We start from the raw sequence: 18,445 nt of genomic DNA on the forward strand, positions 1-18,445 counted from the left end.
GGGATCTGGTCGTACTGAACCAGGAAAGACCGGATCTCTGCCACGCTGTATCCAGTAGTGATGGTCATGGTTAGTGTTCCTCTCAGTGTCAGACTGAGTGACTCACAACCAGCCTGACAGAGAGGGGGCCGGTCACTTTCGGTGGCGGAGTGATCCACGGGTCGAGCCGTCCGGCGCCGGGAACGACTCGAAGCTTGAAGAAGAACACGAAGTAGGCGACGGTGGCGATCCAGAACGTCGGCGCCGAGATGCCGATGAGGCTGAGGGTGCGGATCGCGTGGTCGACGAGGCTGTTCTGTTTGAGGGCGCTGAGCAGTCCGAGGAGCAGTCCGAGGATGACGGAGATGAGAATCGCTCCGATGCCGAGCTCGATCGAGGCGGGGAAGACCTGTCCGATCGAGGTGAGCACCGGGGTTCGCGTCTGGTTGGAGACTCCCAGATCTCCTTGGAGCAGATTGCCAAGGTAGGTGAAGTATTGGATGAGGAGCGGCTGGTCGAGTCCGAGCTTCTCCCGTGTCTGTGCGACGATCTCGGGATCTGCCGCGGCCCGGTCGCCGAGGATGGCGGCGACCGGGTCAGTGGGCACGAGGTTGGTGAGCAGGAATGTCACCACGGTCACGCCCCAGATCAGAATGATCGAGATACCGATCCGAATGAGGATGAATCGGAGCAGCGGGTGGAGCTTCGGCGGTTTGACTCGCTGAGCCGCGTCCGCCTCACCAGAAGCGGACGCGACATGTGCACGCTGTGGCGCAGCGGCGGCTTCCGCCATCCTCACTCTGCCTTTGCGAAGTCGAACGAGACGTCGGCGTTGGATACGAATTTCGTGATGCTCGAACCGACGGCGACGGTGCTGACCGGCTGGACGAGCGGGATCCACACCGCGGTGTCGGTGGTCGCTTTGAACAGCTTCGCGTAGGCGGCATCTCGCGCATCACCCTTCGCTTTGGCCGCTTCGTCCGCAAGTTTCTCCAGCTTCGGGTCGTCATTCCAGTTCACGCGTTCGGCAACGCTGCCGCCGGGAATGAAGACGTTGTAGTTCGTCGGATCAGGGAAGTCCGCACCCCAGGTCCCGATGCCCATCGGCTGCTTGGCCGAGCGGAAGCCGTCGAGCTGAGTCGAGCTCGGTGCCGGTTTGAGATCGAGGTTGATATCGGCTTCCTTCAGCTGCGCCTGCAGTGTCTCGGCGAGTTGCGCGAGATCGACACCGTTGACGGCTTGATCACTCGAGTAGTGGAAGGGGACCTTCTCTCCGTCGTAGCCGGCCTTCTTCAGCAGCTTCTTCGCCTTTGCGAGGTCGCGTTCCGGGGCTTCGTCCTTTGCGACGGCGCCGACGAACTCGTTGGGTACGAGGCTGGCCATTCGCTGCGATCCCTTCCCAGCGAGGTCGATGAGCTTGTCGTAGTCGATCGCCGCCATGACAGCTTTGCGGAAATTCGGGTCTGCTGCAGGTCCGCCGATCTTCTCATCCGTGTTGTTGAAGATGTAGAGGCTGCGAGTCGAGGGTAGACTGGAGATCTTGCCCATCGATTCATCGATCTGCTTCGCCTGATCAGAGTTGAGGTCGAAAGCGACCTGCGCCTGACCTGACTGGATATCGGTCAGCTGGGTCTCGGCAGAGACATTGCGCAGCACCACGCGCTTGTACTTCGGTTCGGGACCGTTGTAGTGCTCATTCGCTGTCAGCACGACCTGGCTGTCAGCGTCGTACTTCTCCACTTTGTACGGTCCGGAGCCCTGCGAGTTCTCATTGAGGAACTGTTCGGCGCCGTCGTTCTCATCAGTGGTTCCCTCGTTCTCCTTGACGACCTTCGAATTGACGATGCCGATCGAGGAGTTTGGGAGGATGTAGGGCAGTGCAGGGTTGGGTTCTGAGCTGGTGAGCGAGACCGTCTTGTCGTCGACCTTCTTGACCTTGACTCCGTCGAGGAAAAAAGAGGGATTGCCTTTGATGCCCTGAAGACGCTTGAAGGAGAAGACGATGTCATCGGCTGTGACGGGATCGCCGTTGGAGAATTTCGCGTCCTCGTCTTTGAGGGTGAGCGTCATCTCCTTATCGTCGTCGGACATTTCGAAGGAGCAGAGTCCGTCGGTCGGCTTGGTGAGGTCACCGTCCGCGAACTCGAGAGCAGTCTGGTAGACAGCATTATCGATCGTCGATCCGGTGAACTCGAACTGTCGATGTGGGTCGATCGTCTTGAGGTTGAAGGCAGTCTCAGCCACGAGCGTGTCGCCGGCACCGCCGGCTTGGTCGGAGCCGCTGCCGCAGGCAGCGAGCCCGGCGGTCAGTGCGAGGGTGGAGCAGATTGCGACGAGATTGCGGGACAGGCGCCTCATATGTGGTCTCCCTAACAGTAAGTGTTGTGAGTCACATTAGGGCTGAAAGGCCCGCCGTGCAATTCAACCTGCCACAAAGCTGGCGGAATTCCATTGTGCATTTCCGCCAACGTCTCGACCGGCGAGATGAGGCTTCTGATCTGCGGCTTCTGTCGGCCGCCGCCGTCCTCATCATCCGCCCGCCGAGTACGCGCAGCGGAAGTCCGCGCGGGTCACCCGCGGCTGAGCACGGTCAGCCCGAGCGCCTCGTCGGTGTCGCTGTGGGAGCGGGCGACCGCCTCGGCGGTCCAGTCGGTGCGGTCGAGGTCGGGGACCGCCTCGGTGATCTGTGACTTCCAGCCGCCGTGCCACTGGGCGGGGAAGGCCCGCGCGAGCAGGTCGACCATGATCGGCACCGCCGTGGACGCTCCGGGGGAGGCCCCGAGGAGGCCTGCGATCGAACCGTCGGCGGACACGACGAGTTCGGTGCCCTGCTGCAGGACGCCGATCCTCTTCGGATCCGGTTTGACCAGCTGCGCTCTCTGCCCGGCCGACAGCAGGGTCCAATCGTTGCGCCGGGCCGACGGGAAATAGCGACGCAGCTGCGCGAACTTCCGCGACGGGCTGGCCGCAAGCTCCTTGACGAGGAACGACACGAGGCTGAGGTTCTGCAGACCGGCTGCCGCAATGACGTGCAGGTTGCCCGGCCGGACGGTCGTGAAGAAATCCGAGAGGCGACCGTGCTTGAGCAGCTTCGTGCTGAAGGTCGCATACGGGCCGAACAGCAGATGCTCCCTGCCGTCGACGACTCTCCGATCCAGATGCGGCACCGACATCGGCGGGGCACCCACGTCGGCCTGACCGTAGACCTTCGCATCATGCCGGGCGACGACCGACGGCGTCGAACACCGGTAGAAGGCGGCACCGACCGGCAGAACCGCATAGCCGCGGACTTCGGGGATCTTCGCCTTCTGCAGGAGCCGCAGCGCGAAACCGCCCGCCCCGACGAACACGGTCTTCGCGCGCACGGCAAATGGTCCCGTCGGCGTCGAACCGCTGACCGTCCAGCCCGATGCGCGCGATTCGACCCCGGTCACTGCGTGACCCGTGTGCACCTCGGTGGACCCGATCCTCAGCAGCTGAGAGGTCAGCGCCCCGAAATCGACGTCGGTGCCGCGCGGATGCCGCGCCGCCGCCATGGGCTCGTCGCTGTCGACACGTCCCTCCATCGTCAGCGGAGCCCACTGGGCGATGGTGTCCGGGTCCTCCGTGTATTCCATCTCTGAGAACAGCGGATCGGCTTTGAGGGTGTCGACTCGGTGGCGCAGGTAGGCGACGTCTGTGTCGCCGAAGACGAGATTCATGTGCGGGGCCGAATGGACGAAGTCCGCCGGGTCGAGGAGCCCGAGTCGGACGAGATGGGCCCACCACTGCCGGGTGAGGTGGAACTGCCCGGCGATCTCGGCAGACTTCGCCGCGTCTGCCGGATCGGGCATGTAGTTGAGCTCGCAGTACCCCGAATGCCCGGTGCCGGCATTGTTCCACGGGTCGCTGCTCTCACCGGCGATGTCCTCGGCTTTCTCCAGGACGAGGATCCGCAGATCAGGATCGAGCAAGGTCAGGATTGAGCTCAGAGTAGCGGACATGATGCCCGCACCGATGAGGACGACATCGGCATCCGGCAGCTGGTTGGTGTGCTGGGGGTTCGCAGTCATATTCTCACCATGCGCCCGCAGGAATCATCCGTCCAATGAGCGATCGGAACTGTATGATCCGGATATGGAACGATCATCGGATTCCGGCACGGCTCCGCTGACGGCACTGCGGGAACTTGTCGAACTGGCTGATCAGGACGGGCATCTGACCGAGGCCGCTGCCGCCCTCGGCATACCCCAGTCCACGATGAGCCGACGCATCCATGCCCTCGAGAGCCACCTCGGCGTGCCGTTGACCGTCCCGCGCGGGCGCGCCATCGGTCTGACGACGGCGGCACTGGATCTCGTGGCCGCGGTGCGTGCCCCGCTGACGGAGATCGATGCGGCGCTGGTCGATCTCGCCGAGGCGGCCGACCCCGAGCACGGAACGATCCGGTTCGGCTTTCCGCTGACGATGGGTGCCGGTGAGGTACCCGATCTGCTCGCGGCGTTCAATCGTGCTCATCCCGGGATCCGACTCGATCTCAAACAGGCCCACGGTGCCGAGCTCGTCGCTGATCTGCAGAGAGGCACCCTTGATCTGGCGATCATCATTCCGCCTCCGGCCGAGGTCAACCACGAGGTGCTCGCGCGGCAGACGATCATCGCGGCCCTGCCCGGTGTGCACCCGTTGGCAGGCGTTCGCAGCATCGCCCTGGAGAGGCTGGCCGACGAGGAGTTCATTGCCACTCCTGCGAGCTACAATCTGCGGGCGCTGACCGACCGGTGGTGTCGGGCGAGCGGATTCGATCCGGAGGTGAAGATCGAGGTCACCGAATTCTCGACGATCCGCGAATTCGTCGGCCGCGGAATGGGTGTGGCGCTGATTCCGCCCGCGGTGCGTCCGGTCGACGGAATCACCGAGGTGGCCCTGGACGGGGCCGAATACGTGCGTGAGATCGCCCTGTGTTCGGCCGTGCGCCGGCCTGGCCGCGTCGTCGAGCGCCTGCGCGATTTCATCCGCGAGCACGCGGCCGCGTGGGCAATTGAGGGCTGATGCTCAGGCGCGGGTGCGTGCAAGCAGGTAGACGAAGTACGGGGCGCCGATGAGGGCGACGATGAGACCGGCCGGGATCTGCGCCGGAGCGATGACCGTGCGCCCCACGGCGTCGGCGACGACGAGGCCCACGGATCCGAGCAGCATCGCCGTGGGCACGACCCGGATATGACGGGCGCCGACCAGAGCGCGGGCAGCGTGCGGGGCGACGAGACCGATGAATCCGACGACGCCGACAGCCGATACGCTCACCGCTGCGAGCACGGCAGCGGTGATGAGCACCGCCAGGCGCACCGGTTCACGCGGAACTCCGACCAGCCGTGGGGTGTCATCATCAAGGGCGAGCAGGTCGAGCTCGCGCGTCCACACGAACGCCAACGGTACGGCGACGAGCAGGGTGAGGGCGACCGGTGCGATGTCGGCCCACGTCCGTCCGTACGTCGATCCGGACAGCCACGTGAAGAGGGCAGGCGTGTCCCAGGGATTCGCACGGACGAGGAACAGTGTGGTCAGCGCGGTGAAACCGAACCACAGGCCGATGCCGATGAGGACGAGACGATCCGTATTCATCCCGCCCCGCCACGACAGCCCGTAGACGATGGCGAAGGCGACCAGGGCGCTGACGATGCCGACTGCGGAGACGAGACCGACCCCGGCGCCGGGGATAAGGGTGACGACGATGACGGCTCCCAGTCCGGCTCCACCGGTGATGCCGAGCAGGCCGGGCTCTGCCAGAGGGTTGCGTGCACTGGCTTGGACGAGGGTGCCGGAGAGTCCGAGCGCAGCACCGGCCGCCAGGGCAGCCGCGACCCGTGGCGCCCGGGAATCGAAGGCGAAGTCGATGACGGGTGCCGCCCGGTCCTGGAACCACAGCAGCATATCGCCGAGGAGGTAGAACCGTTCCCCGGTGAGCAGACCGATCACGGCGACGGCGACGAGAACGACGGTGCCGGTGACGATGACGAGGCCGGCCCGTCGAGGACCGACCACCGTCGAATTCGCCGCCGAGGTGGTCGCCGCCTTTGATGCAGTGCGCATCGACCGCGCCAGCAGGACGAGGACGAGCGCCCCGAGCACGGTCGTCGTCACACCCGACGGCAGGGTGATCGCCTCGGTGGCGCCGACGATGGCGCGCAGCAGGGCATCGGCGACGATGGCGATGATCGCGCCGATGAGACCGGCGGCCGGAAAGAGCACGGCATGACGGCCGAGGCCCGGTACCACGCGGGCCAACAGCCTGGTGATGACCGGAGCGCAGAGACCGACGAAGCCGATCGGCCCGGCCAGGGTCACCGCAGTGGCGGTGAGCATGACGGCCAGCAGGATCCCGATGGCCCGGGTCGACCTGACCGGAACTCCGAGCACCGAGGCGGCATCATCGCCGAGACCGAGCAGATCCAGCCGCCTCGACAGCAGAATCGCGGCGCCGGCGATGACGGCGATGACCGGAATGCTGCGCAGGGCCGCAGTGCCGTCGAGCTGGTTGAGAGTGCCCGAGCCCCAGGAGAAGAGACTCGTCGTCTCTTCGGCGAAGAGGATGAGCAGAGTCGACGTCCCCGCCTGCAGCGCCATCGCCGTGGCCGTGCCCGCCAGCACGAGCCGAGTCGTCGAGGCACCTGCGCCTCCAGCCAGGCCGAGGACCAGGGCTGCGGCGAGCAGACCGCCGAGGAAGGCGACCCCGCCCGAGGCCCAGAGCGGAATCGCAATGCCGAAGGCGGTGACCACGGTGACGGCGAAGTACGCACCGCCGGTGACCGCCAGCGTGTCCGGCGAAGCCAAAGGGTTGCGTGCCAGCGACTGGAACAGGGCGCCGGCAACGCCCAAGGCGATGCCGACGAGGATGCCCGCCCCCACGCGCGGCAGCCGGGATCCCAGCAGGATGTCACGGGCACTGGGACCATCCTCGGCGGGGGAGAGGGTACCGGTCGCGGCCGTGAACAGCTCTGGGACACCGATCCCCGAGGTCCCCTGCGTGATATGCCATGCGGAGACGATGAGGAGGACGGCGACGAGTCCGAGGAGAGCGGCGAAGGTCGACAGGACGCCGACGAGACCGCGACCGCGGACGGGAACCTCGGTCGGTTCCGGTGCCGCGCTCGTCTGCTGGGAGGCGCTCGGGCGGGTCAGGGGAGATGCCACGGTCTACTTGGTCAGTGCGTCGACGTATGCGTCGAGGGCCTGTTCGGACGACTTGGGTCCGCCGAAGGTCCAGATCCCTGCGGGGAAGGCCGTGGTTCGGTCGTCCTTGACGGCGGGGATGTTCGCCCAGATGTCGTTCTTCTTCAGCAGCTCCACATAGTCCTCGGACTCGGGGTCCTCGGTCCCGGTGTAGAAGAAGTTCGCGTCACCGACCTTCGAGATGCCTTCGATATCGGTCTGGCCGAGTCCGTACGCGGGGTCGACCTCACCGGTCCACGCGTTCTTCAAGCCCAACTCCTCACCGAGCTCGCCGATAAGCGATCCCTGACCGAAGGGGCGCAGCGCCACATTCGAACCATTGACCCAGCCGTCGAAGTAGACGAATTCGGTGGTCGCTGGGTCCGCCTCGGCGATGGCCTTCTTCGATTCGTCGAGCTTCGCATCGAAGTCGCCCAAGACGGTTTCGGCGCGTTCGGTGCGACCGGTCGCCTCGGCGACGGTGGTGAACGTGTCCTTCATGTACTTGACGGGATCCTTGCCGTCGGCGCCGGCCATCGCCATCACGGGGATTCCATGGTCCTCGAGCTGACCGACGATCTTGTCCTTGCGGTTCGTCGTTTCGATGATGACGAGATCCGGATCGGCCGACAGGATCGACTCGACATTGGGTTCCTGGCGCGTGCCGACGTCGGTGGTGGAGTCGGGCAGCTTCTCTGCTGTGTCCCAGGTGGTGAAGCCCTTCGCGTCCGCGACGGCGGCGGGGTCGACGCAGAGGGAGAGGAGATCCTCGGTGTACTGCCATTCGAGCGAGACGACCTTTGCTGCCGGCTTGTCCAGTTCGATCTCGTGACCGGTGTCGTCGATGACCGTGACCGGATCCGCCGAGGTGGTGCTCGAGTCGTCCGCGCATGAGGCCGAGGTCTGTGACTTCGCATCGGCGGGAGCGTCGGTGTCGGTCGTCCCGCACCCAGTCAGGGCGAGTGCGCAGACCGCCGTCGCCGATGCGAAGGCGGCGAACGAGGTGCGCGACAGAGGAGTTGTGGTCATGGTCTTCTTTCTGTGGGCCGATCAGCGATCGGGTCTGGGCTGGTGCGATATCGGAGTGTGTACGTCAGAGGACGGGGTGTGAACAGCGGCGAGGGTGATGGGCGCTCAGAGGGCTGCGGCCGGGCGGCGGGTCCGTCGGTGGAGAGCCTCGACCCGGACCAATCCGGTGTCGGCATCGATGCGTGTCGCGATGGGCAGTCCGTAGACTTCGCTGAGCGTCTCGGCGGTGAAGACGTCCTCGCAGGTGCCGGCCGAGCGGATGCGGCCCTGCTCGAGCAGGACCACGTGGTCAGCGACGGTGGCGGCATGGTCGAGATCATGGAGGACGACGCCGACGGCGATGTCGTGGTCAACGGCGAGTTCGCGCATGAGGTCGAGGATCTCTGCCTGGTAGCGAAGGTCAAGATGGTTCGTCGGTTCGTCGAGCAGCAGCACACCGGTGTCCTGAGCCAAGCAGGTCGCCAACCATGCGCGTTGGAGTTCGCCGCCGGAGAGCTGGTCGACCGGGCGGTCGGCCATCGTCATGGTGCCGGTGAGCACGAGAGCGCGATCGATGGCAGCGCGATCGGCGTCGGTGAGCCCGGCGAAGCGCTTGCGGTGCGGGTGGCGGCCGAAGGTGACGATCTCACGGAGGCTCAGTCCCGACGGGTGCGGGCGTGACTGGGACAGCAGGGTGACGAACCGGGCGAATTCTCTGGCCGTGAGAGTGCTTGCCGGAGTGTCGGCATCAGCCTCGGTGATGACGACATCGCCCGAGGCGATCGGGTGCAGCCGGGCCAACGACCGCAGGACGGTCGACTTGCCCGACCCGTTGGGTCCGAGTAGGGCGGTCACCCGTCCCGGGACGATCGTCAGGCTCACGTCGTGGACGACCTCGGTGCGGTCGTAGCCCAGGCTGAGGCCGGTGGCAGTCAGTGCAATCGCGTTCACAAATGCTTAGCCTAACCTAAGTTCTGATCTGAGGGCATATATGTGGTGCAGATCACTCACGTCAGTGGCTGCCGATAGGGTGAACCCGCGACCGTAGGATGGGAACGAGACTAGGAGGAGCAGATGAGATTCATCGCCACGGGGGACTGGCAGCTGGGTATGACCGCGCACTACCTCAGTGAAGAGGCGCGCCCGAGATTCCACCGTGCCCGCCTCGACGCCGTCGCCCGCATCGGTGCGCTCGCCGCCGAGACGGACGCGGAGTTCGTCCTCGTCTGCGGAGACGTGTTCGAAACGAACCAGCTCGACCGAGCCATCATCGCCCGCACCTTCGAAGTCCTCAACGCGTTCACGGTCCCTGTCGTTTTGCTTCCCGGCAATCACGACCCCTTGGACGCCGCATCGATCTACGACTCTCAGGCCTTCTCCTCGCAAGTGCCCTCCCATGTGCACGTCCTGCGCAGCAGCGATCCGTTCACCGTCGTCCCCGGGGTCGACATCGTCGGCGCCCCTTGGTTCTCCAAGCATCCCCAGGGGGATCTCGTCGCCGCAGCGACGAATGACCTCGCCGAGGTGGCCGACCGTGACATCCGCATCATCGCCGGCCACGGAGCCGTGAGCGTCCTCGACCCCGACCGGGAGTCGCTGGCCACCATCGACACCGACCATCTGCAGGCTCTGCTCCGTGAGGATCGCGTCCAGTTCGTCGCGCTCGGTGACCGGCACGCGACCTACGAAGTCGCCGACCGCATCTGGTACCCGGGAGCACCGGAGGTGACCTCTCGACGTGAGACCGATCCGGGCAATGTGCTCGTCGTCGACATCGATGCCGACACCCACCGGGCCGAGGTCGAGAAGGTCCATGTCGGCACATGGGCTTTCACCGTCATCGAAGCCGACCTCAACTCCGCCGAGGATGTCGCCGAGTTCGAAGAGCGGATGAATGCCGTTCCCGACAAGGACCGCACAGCGGTGTGGCTGGTCCTGCGCGGCACTCTGCCGACGGCGGCGAAGGCCCGCCTCGACGAACAGCTCGACCACTTCTCCGACCTGTTCGCGCTCGTCTCACTCTGGGAGCGGCACATGGACCTGGCTGTCGTCGCCGCCGACGACGACTTCGCCGATCTCGGACTGAGCGGATACCTGCAGGAGACCCTCGACGAGCTCTCCGCACGAGCCACAGCAGACGACGACTCAGCAGTCACGGCCCAAGACGCACTCGGTCTGCTCTATCGATTCGCCAGGAGCGGTTCATGAGACTCCATTCCATCCGCCTCACCGACTACCGCGCCATCACCGACGCCACCGTCGACTTCAGTTCCGGGGTGACGATCGTCGAAGGTCCGAACGAGGTCGGGAAGTCCTCGATCCATCAGGCCATCGCCCAGCTGCGCGAGGACAAGGACAGCTCTCGCAAGGCCAGTGTCAAAGACACCCAACCGGTCGGCTCCGACGTCGGCCCGCAGGTCGAACTGCACCTGAGCACCGGGGACTACGAACTCCGCTACAGCAAACGCTGGATCAAACAGCCCTTCACCGAGCTGAGCGTCCTCGCGCCCGTGCCCGAACAGCTCAGCGGCAGCGAAGCGCATGAGAGGTTCTTGGCGATCCTCGACGAAACCGTCGACGTCGACCTGCTCGACGCCCTCGACGTCGCTCAGGGCCGCAGCCTCGACCAGGCGTCCTTGGCTGAGATCAAGGCCCTGCACGGAGCTCTGGGCGATGCTGGGGAAGAGCCGGCCGACCACGATGTCTTCCTCGATCGGGTCGAATCCGAATTTCTGAGGTTCTTCACGGCCAAAGGCAAGGAGACAGGTGAGCTGCGCAGACTCACCGAGGAACTCCCCGGCGCCGAAGCACAGTATCGCGAGCTGAAGGATCGCAGTGCCGATATGGAGTCGTTGGTCGACCGGCATGCTCGAGCAACCGAACGGTTGACGACCGGGCGCTCTCAACTGGAATCGGCCGTGATCGAGCGCGAAGACGCCGAACAGGCGGTGCAGTCCGTGTCCGGGCTCAAGACCGAACTCGACCGAGCTCTCGAACGCGCAGGCGTCGCACAGAGAGAACGCCAGCGTGCCGAGGAGGCGCTAGACCGTCGCCGGGCACTCATCACCGAGGTGACTGCTGCTGAACGAGCGGTCAAGACTGCCGACGATACGCTCGAGAAGGTCACGACCGCACAGCGGGAAGAGGACTCGTCCCTTGCCGAGGCGCAGAAGAGCCTCGGGGCCAGACAGGCCGAACTCGCCACCGCTCAGGACGAGGCGAAGACTGCAGCCGCCGATCTCGCTCGGACTCGCGCTCGCAGTCAGGTCGACGCTCTGCGGAAGAGGCTGACCGACATCCGCGAGCAGGAGCGCAGAGGCGCCGAAGCGAGAGCGACGATCGGGTCGATCACTGTGACCGGGAAAGACGTGGAGAAACTCGCAGGACTGTTCACCGAGCTGCGCATTGCGCAGAACGCGAAGACCTCAGCTGCCGCCCAGATCATCGCCCGTCGCCTCGGCGACACCACAGTGTGCATCGACGGAACCGATGTGCCGAAGGACGTGGCCGAGGAATTCGCGGTCACCACGGACCTGCAGATCCATATCGACTCCGTTGTCGACATCACCGTTCGCCCCGGACAGTCTCCGGCCGAACTCGACCGGGCACTCGAATCCGCACGGTCCCGTCTCGACGCCGAACTCGGCCGCCTCGGCGTGACCACCCTCGACGAAGCACGCGAACGCAGCGAAGTGCGCACCGACGCCGAGGCTGTGCTGGCCGAGGCCACATCGACTCTTCGCGTGCTCATCGGAGACGACGACCGCGACGGACTCGATGCCGCACTGAGTCGAGCCGAACATGTGGCGGGGGACTCGGCTGATCCGAGCGGTTCCGTCGCGTCGATCGACGATCTCGAGGACAGGGTCGAATCGACGACGGCAGTCGTCGACGACGCGACTGCTCAGGTCGAGACGGCCAGGACCGCACTCGACCGCATCCGTGCTGACCGGGATGAGGCACGTGTGGCGGCCGTGCGTGCGCAGTCGACGCGTGAGCAGGCCGCGACGACGCTGCAGAACCTCAGCACCCGGCTCAGCACGGACAGGGAAGCGAACTCCGATGAGTCACTCGACGCAGCCCTGACTGCTGCTGCGGAGACGCTGACGCAAGTGGAAGACGAGGCCGCGGCCGCACGCTCGAAGTACGAGGCCGCCGACCCCGAGACCCTGGAGATGCGACTGCAGAACGCTCGCCAGCTCGTCGAGAGCAAGCAGAAGCAGCAGGAGAAGGACCGGCAAGAGGTCGACCAGCTCTCGGCACTCATCGACGATCGTGCCGCCGAAGGCATCTACGACAAGCTCAAAGCCGCAGAGCAATCCTTGGAATCTCTGCGTTCGCGGCTCTCCCGTCTGCAGCGACAGGCGAACGCGATCCGACTGCTGCGCGAGACCGTGCTCACCCATAAGGAAGAGGCTCAGCGGAGGTACGTCGCCCCGTTCAAGGAGGCGATCGAGAAGCTGGGGAGAGTGATCTTCGGGCAGGGGCTGTCGGTGGAGATCTCCGAGAATCTCGAAATCGTCTCTCGCACGCTCCACGGGCGCACCGTCGCCTTCGAGGCGCTCTCGGGCGGGACGAAGGAACAGCTGGCGCTCATCGGCCGCCTCGCCGTGGCCACGCTCGTCGACAGTGACTCCGGTGCCCCGGTCATCCTCGACGATGCCTTCGGTTTCTCCGATGAGCAGCGTCTGGCTGCGCTCAACGTCATCCTCGGCAATGTCGGGCGCAAGTCCCAGGTCATCCTGCTCACCTGTCAGCCCGACCGCTTTGCCTCCATCGGCGGTGCCGAAACCGTCAGCCTGAACTGAACCTCAGCGTCCCGCTTCGGCGTCGTTAAGGCACCATGCAGTAGCCTGAGGTGATGAGCGAGAAGACGTATGCCGATGAAGTCATCGTCCGCTGCTCCGGCGGCGGACACTACCGCACTCGTTGGATTCCTCTGGTTTCATTCAAATCGATCCGCTTCGGTGCCTACCGCTTCCAGCGTTGCCCGGTCCATGGCCGCTGGGAGATGGCAAGCATCGTCGAGGAAGCCGACCAGACTCCGGAAATCGTCAGCGAAGCAGACAACTACCCGGCATCACCCGTCCCCTGACGGACGCTGACGCGACCCGACTGATCGAGTTGCGGACGATCCGTGTCGAATTCTGCTGAAAATCCGGCACGAATCGTCCGCGACTCGAGGCGGCTGCCTTCAGTCGGCGGGACCCGCCGCTGCTCGGGCCGCCTGGGCGGCTTCGACGGCATCGGCGCGGATGGTCCGCCGCAGGATCTTACCGGAACTCGTCTTCGGCAGCTGATCGATGAACGTCACCCGGTGCGGAGCCTTGTAGGAGGCGAGCCTCTGTCGGCAGAAGGCGATGATCTCCTCTGCGGTCGCCTCGCCGGCGGGCTGCAGCGTGACGAAGGCCGCCACATCCTCTCCCCGGTAGTCATCGGGGATGCCCACGACAGCGGCCTCCTGCACCGCCGGGTGAGTGTAGAGCACATCCTCGACCTCACGCGGCCACACCTTGAAGCCCGAGGCATTGATCATGTCCTTCTTCCGGTCGACGATGAACAGCCACCCGTCCTCATTCATGAACCCCACATCGCCGGTGTGCAGCTCGCCGTTCGGGATCTGCTCGGCCGTTGCCTGCGGGTTGTTGAGGTAGCTGGAGACCACCTGAGGTCCGGAGATCGCAACTTCCCCGACGTCCCCGGGCCCCACCGGCTGACCGTCATCATCGAGGATGCGGATCATCACGTCTGCCTGCGGCAGACCGCAGGCGAGGTTCCCGCTGTCCGGGTCGACCGGGGCCTGGAATCCGTGCGGCACGGTGGCGACCTGAGCGCAGGTCTCCGACAGGCCGTAGCCCTGACCGACATAGATTTCGGCACGTTGTTCGAACTTATTCACCAGCCCCTCGGGTAGCGCTGCACCGCCGGACATGAGCGATTTGAAGGAAGCGAACTTCTCGGCGCTGAAATCCGGGTGGGCCATCATCGCTGTGTAGATCGTGGCCGGGCCGGCCATGTATGCAGGCTTCTCCCGTTCGCACAGGGCGATGAGCGAACCGGGCTCGAAACGGTAGTTGAGGATGAGACGGGCGCCGCCGGCGACAGCGGCAAGGAATTGGCAGATGAATCCGGTGATGTGGAACAGCGGCGCCAGTGAGACGTAGCCGTCGCCGGGGCCCAGTACCGGGTTGCGCAGGCAGTAGCGCGAATTGCTCGAGATATTCGCATGTGTGGCTGCCGCTCCCTTCGACCGCCCCGAGGTGCCGGACGTGTAGGCGATGAGCCCGAGGTCCGAAGGGGCGGGGGAGTGCGGGGTGAAGTCGGCATCGAGATTGCTCTGCACCGCGTCTGCGAATGCAAAGCGTCCCTCGGCCGGCGGCAGCTCGTCGAACCGCGGAAGCGAGTCGAACATTGCGTAGATCGCTTCGGGGCCGGCCGTCTGGAAGCTTCGGTCGTCGCTGAGCACGACGAGTGGCACGTCTGCCGTATAGTCCTTGACCCGATCGAGATAGGCGGCCTGAGAGACGATGAGTCCCTTGACTTCGGAGTCGGCGAAGATGTGCTCGAGCTCGCCGCGGTACATGGGGTTGAGGGGGACGACGGTGCCTCCGGCCTTCCAGATCCCGTAGGTGGCGATCACGAACGCGGGGGTGTTCTGGTCATAGATGCCGACACGGTCGCCGGGCTTGATCCCGTGGGCCGAGAGGAAGGCAGCGAAAGCCGTCGACCAGCGGTCGAACTCCGCCCAGGTCAGGGTGAATCCGTAGTAGGTGATGCCCTCCTCGTCGCCACGGGCGTCGACTGTGGCGGCCAGGTCGGCCAAGGGCGTCGATTCCGGCAGCACATAGGGCTCCTGAGCGAGATCACCCAAGGTGGTGATCCATGGGCGATCCTCAAACCAATTGTTCGTCATTGAACATCCTTTCGCAGGCGGTACCGGGCCCGTGCACACTGGTGCGGGCCCGGTGGGTTATCACTGTATCGCGGAAGAGCCGACCTCAGCCGCGGTATTTCCTGATCTCATTGCGGGCGATGGAGCGTTTGTGCACTTCGTCCGGCCCATCGGCCAGACGCAGGGTGCGCATATGCGCCCACATCCGGGCCAGCGGGAAGTCCTCGGTGACTCCGCCGCCGCCATGGACCTGAACCGCCCGATCGATGACCTTCAGCGCCATCGTCGGTGCGACGACCTTGATCTCAGCGATCTCGTTCTTCGCCACTTTGTTGCCGTACTTGTCCATCATGTCCGCGGCGTGCAGGGTCAGCAGCCGAGCCTGATCGATCTCGATCCGGGACTCGGCGATCCAGTCTTGGATGTTCGCCCGATTCGACAGCTTCTCACCGAAAGTCACGCGAGATTCTGCGCGCTTGACCATGAGTTCGAGCGCCCGCTCGGCGGCTCCGATGGCACGCATGCAGTGGTGGATGCGTCCCGGACCCAGGCGCGCCTGACTGATGGCGAAGCCTTCGCCTTCACCCTTGAGAATGTCCTTGAACGGCACGAGCACGTTCTCGAAGATGATCTCGGCATGGCCCTCCCGGTCGGCGTAGCCGTACACGGGCAGGTTGCGCACAACGGTGACTCCGGCGGCATCGATCGGCACGACGAGCATCGACTGCTGACGGTGCACCTCGGCGGTGGGATCGGTCTTGCCCATGACGATGAGCACTCGGCAGTTCGGATGCATCGCGTTCGACGCAAACCACTTGCGGCCGTTGAGCACGAACCCGTCGTCGGTGCGTTCCATGCTCATCTCGACGTTCGTCGCATCGGAGCTGGCCACGGCCGGCTCCGTCATCGCAAACGCCGAAGCGATCTCGCCTTCGAGCAGGGGCCGCAGGTACTTCTCCTTGTGCTCTTCCGTGCCGAAGACCGTGAAGACCTCCATATTGCCGGTGTCCGGCGCATTGCAGTTGATCGCTTCCGGGGCGATCTCCAGGCTGCGCCCGGTGATCTCGGCCAATGGAGCGTATTCGAGGTTCGTCAGCCCGGGCCCCCATTTCGGGTGCGGGTGGAAGAGGTTCCACAGGCCCTGCCTCTTCGCTTCGGCTTTGAGGTCTTCGAGGATCTGCGGCTGTGTGTGGGGGCTGGCCGCCGCGGCCATCTGCTCGGCGTAGACCGGCTCGGCCGGGTAGACGAATTCGTCCATGAACGCGTTCAGACGCTGCTGATACTCACGTCCACGTTCGCTGATTTCCAACACGTGGGCTCCTTGCTTCTCGGTGGGTCTCACACTGCTGTGAGGTCTGGTCTCAGGCGAGTCTCACCCGCTGGTGGGGCTCGGTGTCACTGTTCACTGAGTCGGGCTTGGTATCGGGACATTCCGCGCAGCCAGCGGTCGTAGTCGCTGCCTTTCATCCGGTACATCTCGAGCACTTCGGGGTGCGGCAGGATGAGGAACTGCTCGTTCTCAACGGCGTCGAGAACGATGGCGGCCACCTCGGCGGGTTCCAGGACGGTCCCGGCTGAGGTCACGGCCTTCTGGGCGGCGCCGCCGGCGGGTCCGGCGTCGTCGAGCAGATTCGTGTTCACTCCCATCGGGCAGACCACCGAGGCGCGGATTCCGTCGTCGCGGTAGGTCATGGCCAGCCATTCGGCGAATCCGACCGAAGCGTGCTTGGTCACCGAGTAGGCGGCCGAACCGATCTGCGTGAGCAGGCCCGCCGCCGAGGCGGTGGCGACGAAATATCCGGACCCGGCTTCCTGCCAGCGAGGGACGAGCGCCTGAGCGGCCCGGATATGAGCGCGCATATTGACGTCGATGATCGAGTCCCAGTCCGCGTCGTCCTCACCGAGCATCGCCGGCCCGATGATCCCAGCATTGGCGAAGTACAGATCGATCCCGCCGAGGCAGTCGTCGGCGAAGTCGATGAGCGCACCGATTCCCTCGACCGAGGACACATCCCCGGTCCACGCGAATGCCGATGTGCCGAGTTCAGCGGCTGTGTCGTCGACCGTGGGGGAGAGGTCGGCGAGGACGACGGCGGCCCCGCGGTCGATGAGCTCAGCGGCCAGTGCTGCGCCGATGCCGCCTGCGGCCCCCGTGACCACCGCGCGCTTGCCGGTCAGAGGCGAGGTCATGATCTCTCCAGCAGGTCGAGTGCTTGGCGAGCGAGGTCTTCGACACCGGCTCCGGCCTCGTCCGGGTCGAGATCGAGGTCACCCATCTTTCCTGTCGCCAGCCGTGTGTAGACGCCTTCACGGATGCAGGCGAGCTTCCACATCGCAAACGCCGAGTAGTAGCCGACATCGTGGACTTCGTGACCGCTGACTTCCTGGTAGCGGTCGATGAGTTCGTCTGTGGTCGGGAAGCCGTCATCGGTTCGGGGCACCCAGATGCTGGTGTACTGCTCGGGCACCGTGAGCATCGCGACGAAATAGCCGAGGTCGGTGAGCACCTCACCGATGGCCGTCAGCTCCCAGTCGACGACGGCGTTGACCGCGCCGGAAGGACCGAAGATCAGATTGTTCGGTTTGAAGTCCCCGTGCGCGATTCCCACGGGCGAGCCCGCCGGGTCGGGCATGGCCTCGCGGAGGACGTCATGGACCTCATGGATGATCGGGGTCTCGCGCATCGCGATCTTCTCGACCTGCCCGATCCAGCGACGCAGCTGTCGGTCGATGAGTCCGCCCGGCCGGCGCAGGTCGGACAATCCGACAGCATCGACGTCGACGGAATGGATCGCCGCCAGTGCGTCGACCATGCCGAAGGCGCAGTCGCGGCGGTTATCAGCAGGGATGGACTCCCATTCGGTGGGTGTGTTGATCGGGAACCCGGGGCAGTGATCCATGAACACGAAGGGCACGTCGAGGACCTCGGGGTCATCGACGATGTCGAGGACGGTCGGCACCGGAACGCTGCTGTCGTTGAGAGCGGCCATGATCCGGCCTTCGCGGGCGACGTTGTGAGCACTGCCGCCTTCGTGGCCGAGGGGCGGGCGTCGCAGGACCCAGCGCGGGCTGCTGTCGACGAGGATGGTGAACGTGAGATTCGAGCGACCGACCGACATCACTTCGACGTCGAAGTCGCTGATCGCGAATCTCTGCTCGATCCATCTGCCGATGCTGTCCACATCGAACCCTGCCGGTGATTGTGTCATCCTTGACCTTCCCGAGTGAACAATCGTTCAGTAGAGTTCACAGTATTCATCCCGGGCGGGGGAGTCAAGCCGTGAAAGTGATCACGGTCATAGCCGCGCGGTGTGATAGACGTGAGAAGACCGCCGCCACCGGAGCTCTAGCGTTCCGCGTGGGCCACAACGTTAGCGAGGA

At 65.0% G+C, this 18,445-nt stretch carries 14 protein-coding genes; 4 read left to right on the forward strand and 10 right to left on the reverse strand.

Annotated features, from left to right (window positions below; genetic code table 11):
- Positions 1–88 precede the first annotated feature (88 nt).
- From BLIN9172_RS10905 to BLIN9172_RS10915, 3 genes are all read right to left on the reverse strand, one after another.
- Positions 89–772, reverse strand: coding sequence for an ABC transporter permease (locus BLIN9172_RS10905; protein WP_180956967.1), 684 nt, complete (start codon positions 770–772; stop codon positions 89–91).
- A 2-nt stretch (positions 773–774) separates the two neighbouring features.
- The gene (locus BLIN9172_RS10910) at positions 775–2,337 is read right to left on the reverse strand and encodes an ABC transporter substrate-binding protein (RefSeq protein WP_101555114.1); all 1,563 of its coding nucleotides are present in this window, start codon (positions 2,335–2,337) and stop codon (positions 775–777) included.
- 212 nt (positions 2,338–2,549) lie between these two features.
- Positions 2,550–4,031 carry a malate:quinone oxidoreductase gene (locus BLIN9172_RS10915; RefSeq protein ID WP_101555115.1) on the reverse strand — a complete coding sequence of 494 codons (1,482 nt, stop codon included), beginning with the start codon at positions 4,029–4,031 and terminating at the stop codon, positions 2,550–2,552.
- Positions 4,032–4,095: 64 nt separating this feature from the next.
- Between BLIN9172_RS10915 and BLIN9172_RS10920 the strand changes: the two genes are divergently transcribed.
- On the forward strand, positions 4,096–5,007 hold the full coding sequence (locus BLIN9172_RS10920; RefSeq protein ID WP_101555116.1) for a LysR family transcriptional regulator: 912 nt from the start codon (positions 4,096–4,098) through the stop codon (positions 5,005–5,007).
- A gap of 3 nt (positions 5,008–5,010) precedes the next feature.
- Here BLIN9172_RS10920 and BLIN9172_RS10925 read toward each other — a convergent pair whose 3' ends face one another.
- The 3 genes from BLIN9172_RS10925 to BLIN9172_RS10935 all read right to left on the reverse strand — a co-directional run bounded on the left by BLIN9172_RS10925 (position 5,011) and on the right by BLIN9172_RS10935 (position 9,123).
- The gene (locus tag BLIN9172_RS10925) at positions 5,011–7,146 is read right to left on the reverse strand and encodes an iron ABC transporter permease (RefSeq protein WP_170286902.1); all 2,136 of its coding nucleotides are present in this window, start codon (positions 7,144–7,146) and stop codon (positions 5,011–5,013) included.
- Between the two features lie 3 nt (positions 7,147–7,149).
- A complete protein-coding gene (locus tag BLIN9172_RS10930) occupies positions 7,150–8,193 on the reverse strand; it encodes an ABC transporter substrate-binding protein (protein WP_101555117.1) in 1,044 nt (347 codons plus the stop codon).
- Between the two features lie 105 nt (positions 8,194–8,298).
- Positions 8,299–9,123, reverse strand: a complete 825-nt coding sequence (locus tag BLIN9172_RS10935) for an ABC transporter ATP-binding protein (protein WP_164742783.1) — start codon at positions 9,121–9,123, stop codon at positions 8,299–8,301.
- A 123-nt stretch (positions 9,124–9,246) separates the two neighbouring features.
- Here BLIN9172_RS10935 and BLIN9172_RS10940 point away from each other — a divergent pair, with 123 nt between their 5' ends.
- The 3 genes from BLIN9172_RS10940 to BLIN9172_RS10950 are packed head-to-tail and all read left to right on the forward strand — an operon-like array spanning position 9,247 to position 13,267.
- A complete protein-coding gene (locus tag BLIN9172_RS10940) occupies positions 9,247–10,380 on the forward strand; it encodes a metallophosphoesterase family protein (protein ID WP_101555118.1) in 1,134 nt (377 codons plus the stop codon).
- A complete protein-coding gene (locus BLIN9172_RS10945) occupies positions 10,377–12,980 on the forward strand; it encodes an ATP-binding protein (RefSeq protein WP_101555119.1) in 2,604 nt (867 codons plus the stop codon). Before BLIN9172_RS10940 ends, BLIN9172_RS10945 begins: the two co-directional genes overlap by 4 nt.
- A gap of 53 nt (positions 12,981–13,033) precedes the next feature.
- Positions 13,034–13,267 (forward strand): hypothetical protein, encoded by a 234-nt coding sequence (locus BLIN9172_RS10950; protein ID WP_101555120.1) that lies wholly within the window; start codon positions 13,034–13,036, stop codon positions 13,265–13,267.
- A 99-nt stretch (positions 13,268–13,366) separates the two neighbouring features.
- Here the strand turns inward: BLIN9172_RS10950 and BLIN9172_RS10955 are convergent, their stop codons facing one another.
- The 4 genes from BLIN9172_RS10955 to BLIN9172_RS10970 all read right to left on the reverse strand — a co-directional run bounded on the left by BLIN9172_RS10955 (position 13,367) and on the right by BLIN9172_RS10970 (position 18,273).
- Positions 13,367–15,085 (reverse strand): class I adenylate-forming enzyme family protein, encoded by a 1,719-nt coding sequence (locus BLIN9172_RS10955; RefSeq protein WP_101555121.1) that lies wholly within the window; start codon positions 15,083–15,085, stop codon positions 13,367–13,369.
- Between the two features lie 85 nt (positions 15,086–15,170).
- Positions 15,171–16,376 (reverse strand): acyl-CoA dehydrogenase family protein, encoded by a 1,206-nt coding sequence (locus BLIN9172_RS10960; RefSeq protein WP_101555122.1) that lies wholly within the window; start codon positions 16,374–16,376, stop codon positions 15,171–15,173.
- 83 nt (positions 16,377–16,459) lie between these two features.
- Positions 16,460–17,254, reverse strand: coding sequence for an SDR family oxidoreductase (locus tag BLIN9172_RS10965; protein ID WP_101555123.1), 795 nt, complete (start codon positions 17,252–17,254; stop codon positions 16,460–16,462).
- Complete coding sequence (locus tag BLIN9172_RS10970) at positions 17,251–18,273, reverse strand: phosphotransferase family protein (protein ID WP_101555124.1); 1,023 nt, start codon at positions 18,271–18,273, stop codon at positions 17,251–17,253. The genes BLIN9172_RS10965 and BLIN9172_RS10970 overlap by 4 nt, the downstream gene beginning before the upstream one ends.
- Positions 18,274–18,445: the final 172 nt, after the last annotated feature.

Source organism: Brevibacterium linens ATCC 9172, from assembly GCF_900169165.1.
GTDB classification, from domain to species: Bacteria; Actinomycetota; Actinomycetes; order Actinomycetales; family Brevibacteriaceae; genus Brevibacterium; species Brevibacterium linens.

Bases quoted from the DNA above. Each gene is read 5' to 3' on its own strand.
- BLIN9172_RS10930 (WP_101555117.1), bottom strand. From the start codon at position 8,193: ATGACCACAACTCCTCTGTCGCGCACCTCGTTCGCCGCCTTCGCATCG.
- BLIN9172_RS10965 (WP_101555123.1), bottom strand. From the start codon at position 17,254: ATGACCTCGCCTCTGACCGGCAAGCGCGCGGTGGTCACGGGGGCCGCA.
- BLIN9172_RS10970 (WP_101555124.1), bottom strand. From the start codon at position 18,273: ATGACACAATCACCGGCAGGGTTCGATGTGGACAGCATCGGCAGATGG.
- BLIN9172_RS10940 (WP_101555118.1), top strand. From the start codon at position 9,247: ATGAGATTCATCGCCACGGGGGACTGGCAGCTGGGTATGACCGCGCAC.
- BLIN9172_RS10920 (WP_101555116.1), top strand. From the start codon at position 4,096: ATGGAACGATCATCGGATTCCGGCACGGCTCCGCTGACGGCACTGCGG.
- BLIN9172_RS10905 (WP_180956967.1), bottom strand. From the start codon at position 772: ATGGCGGAAGCCGCCGCTGCGCCACAGCGTGCACATGTCGCGTCCGCT.
- BLIN9172_RS10955 (WP_101555121.1), bottom strand. From the start codon at position 15,085: ATGACGAACAATTGGTTTGAGGATCGCCCATGGATCACCACCTTGGGT.
- BLIN9172_RS10950 (WP_101555120.1), top strand. From the start codon at position 13,034: ATGAGCGAGAAGACGTATGCCGATGAAGTCATCGTCCGCTGCTCCGGC.
- BLIN9172_RS10945 (WP_101555119.1), top strand. From the start codon at position 10,377: ATGAGACTCCATTCCATCCGCCTCACCGACTACCGCGCCATCACCGAC.
- BLIN9172_RS10910 (WP_101555114.1), bottom strand. From the start codon at position 2,337: ATGAGGCGCCTGTCCCGCAATCTCGTCGCAATCTGCTCCACCCTCGCA.
- BLIN9172_RS10915 (WP_101555115.1), bottom strand. From the start codon at position 4,031: ATGACTGCGAACCCCCAGCACACCAACCAGCTGCCGGATGCCGATGTC.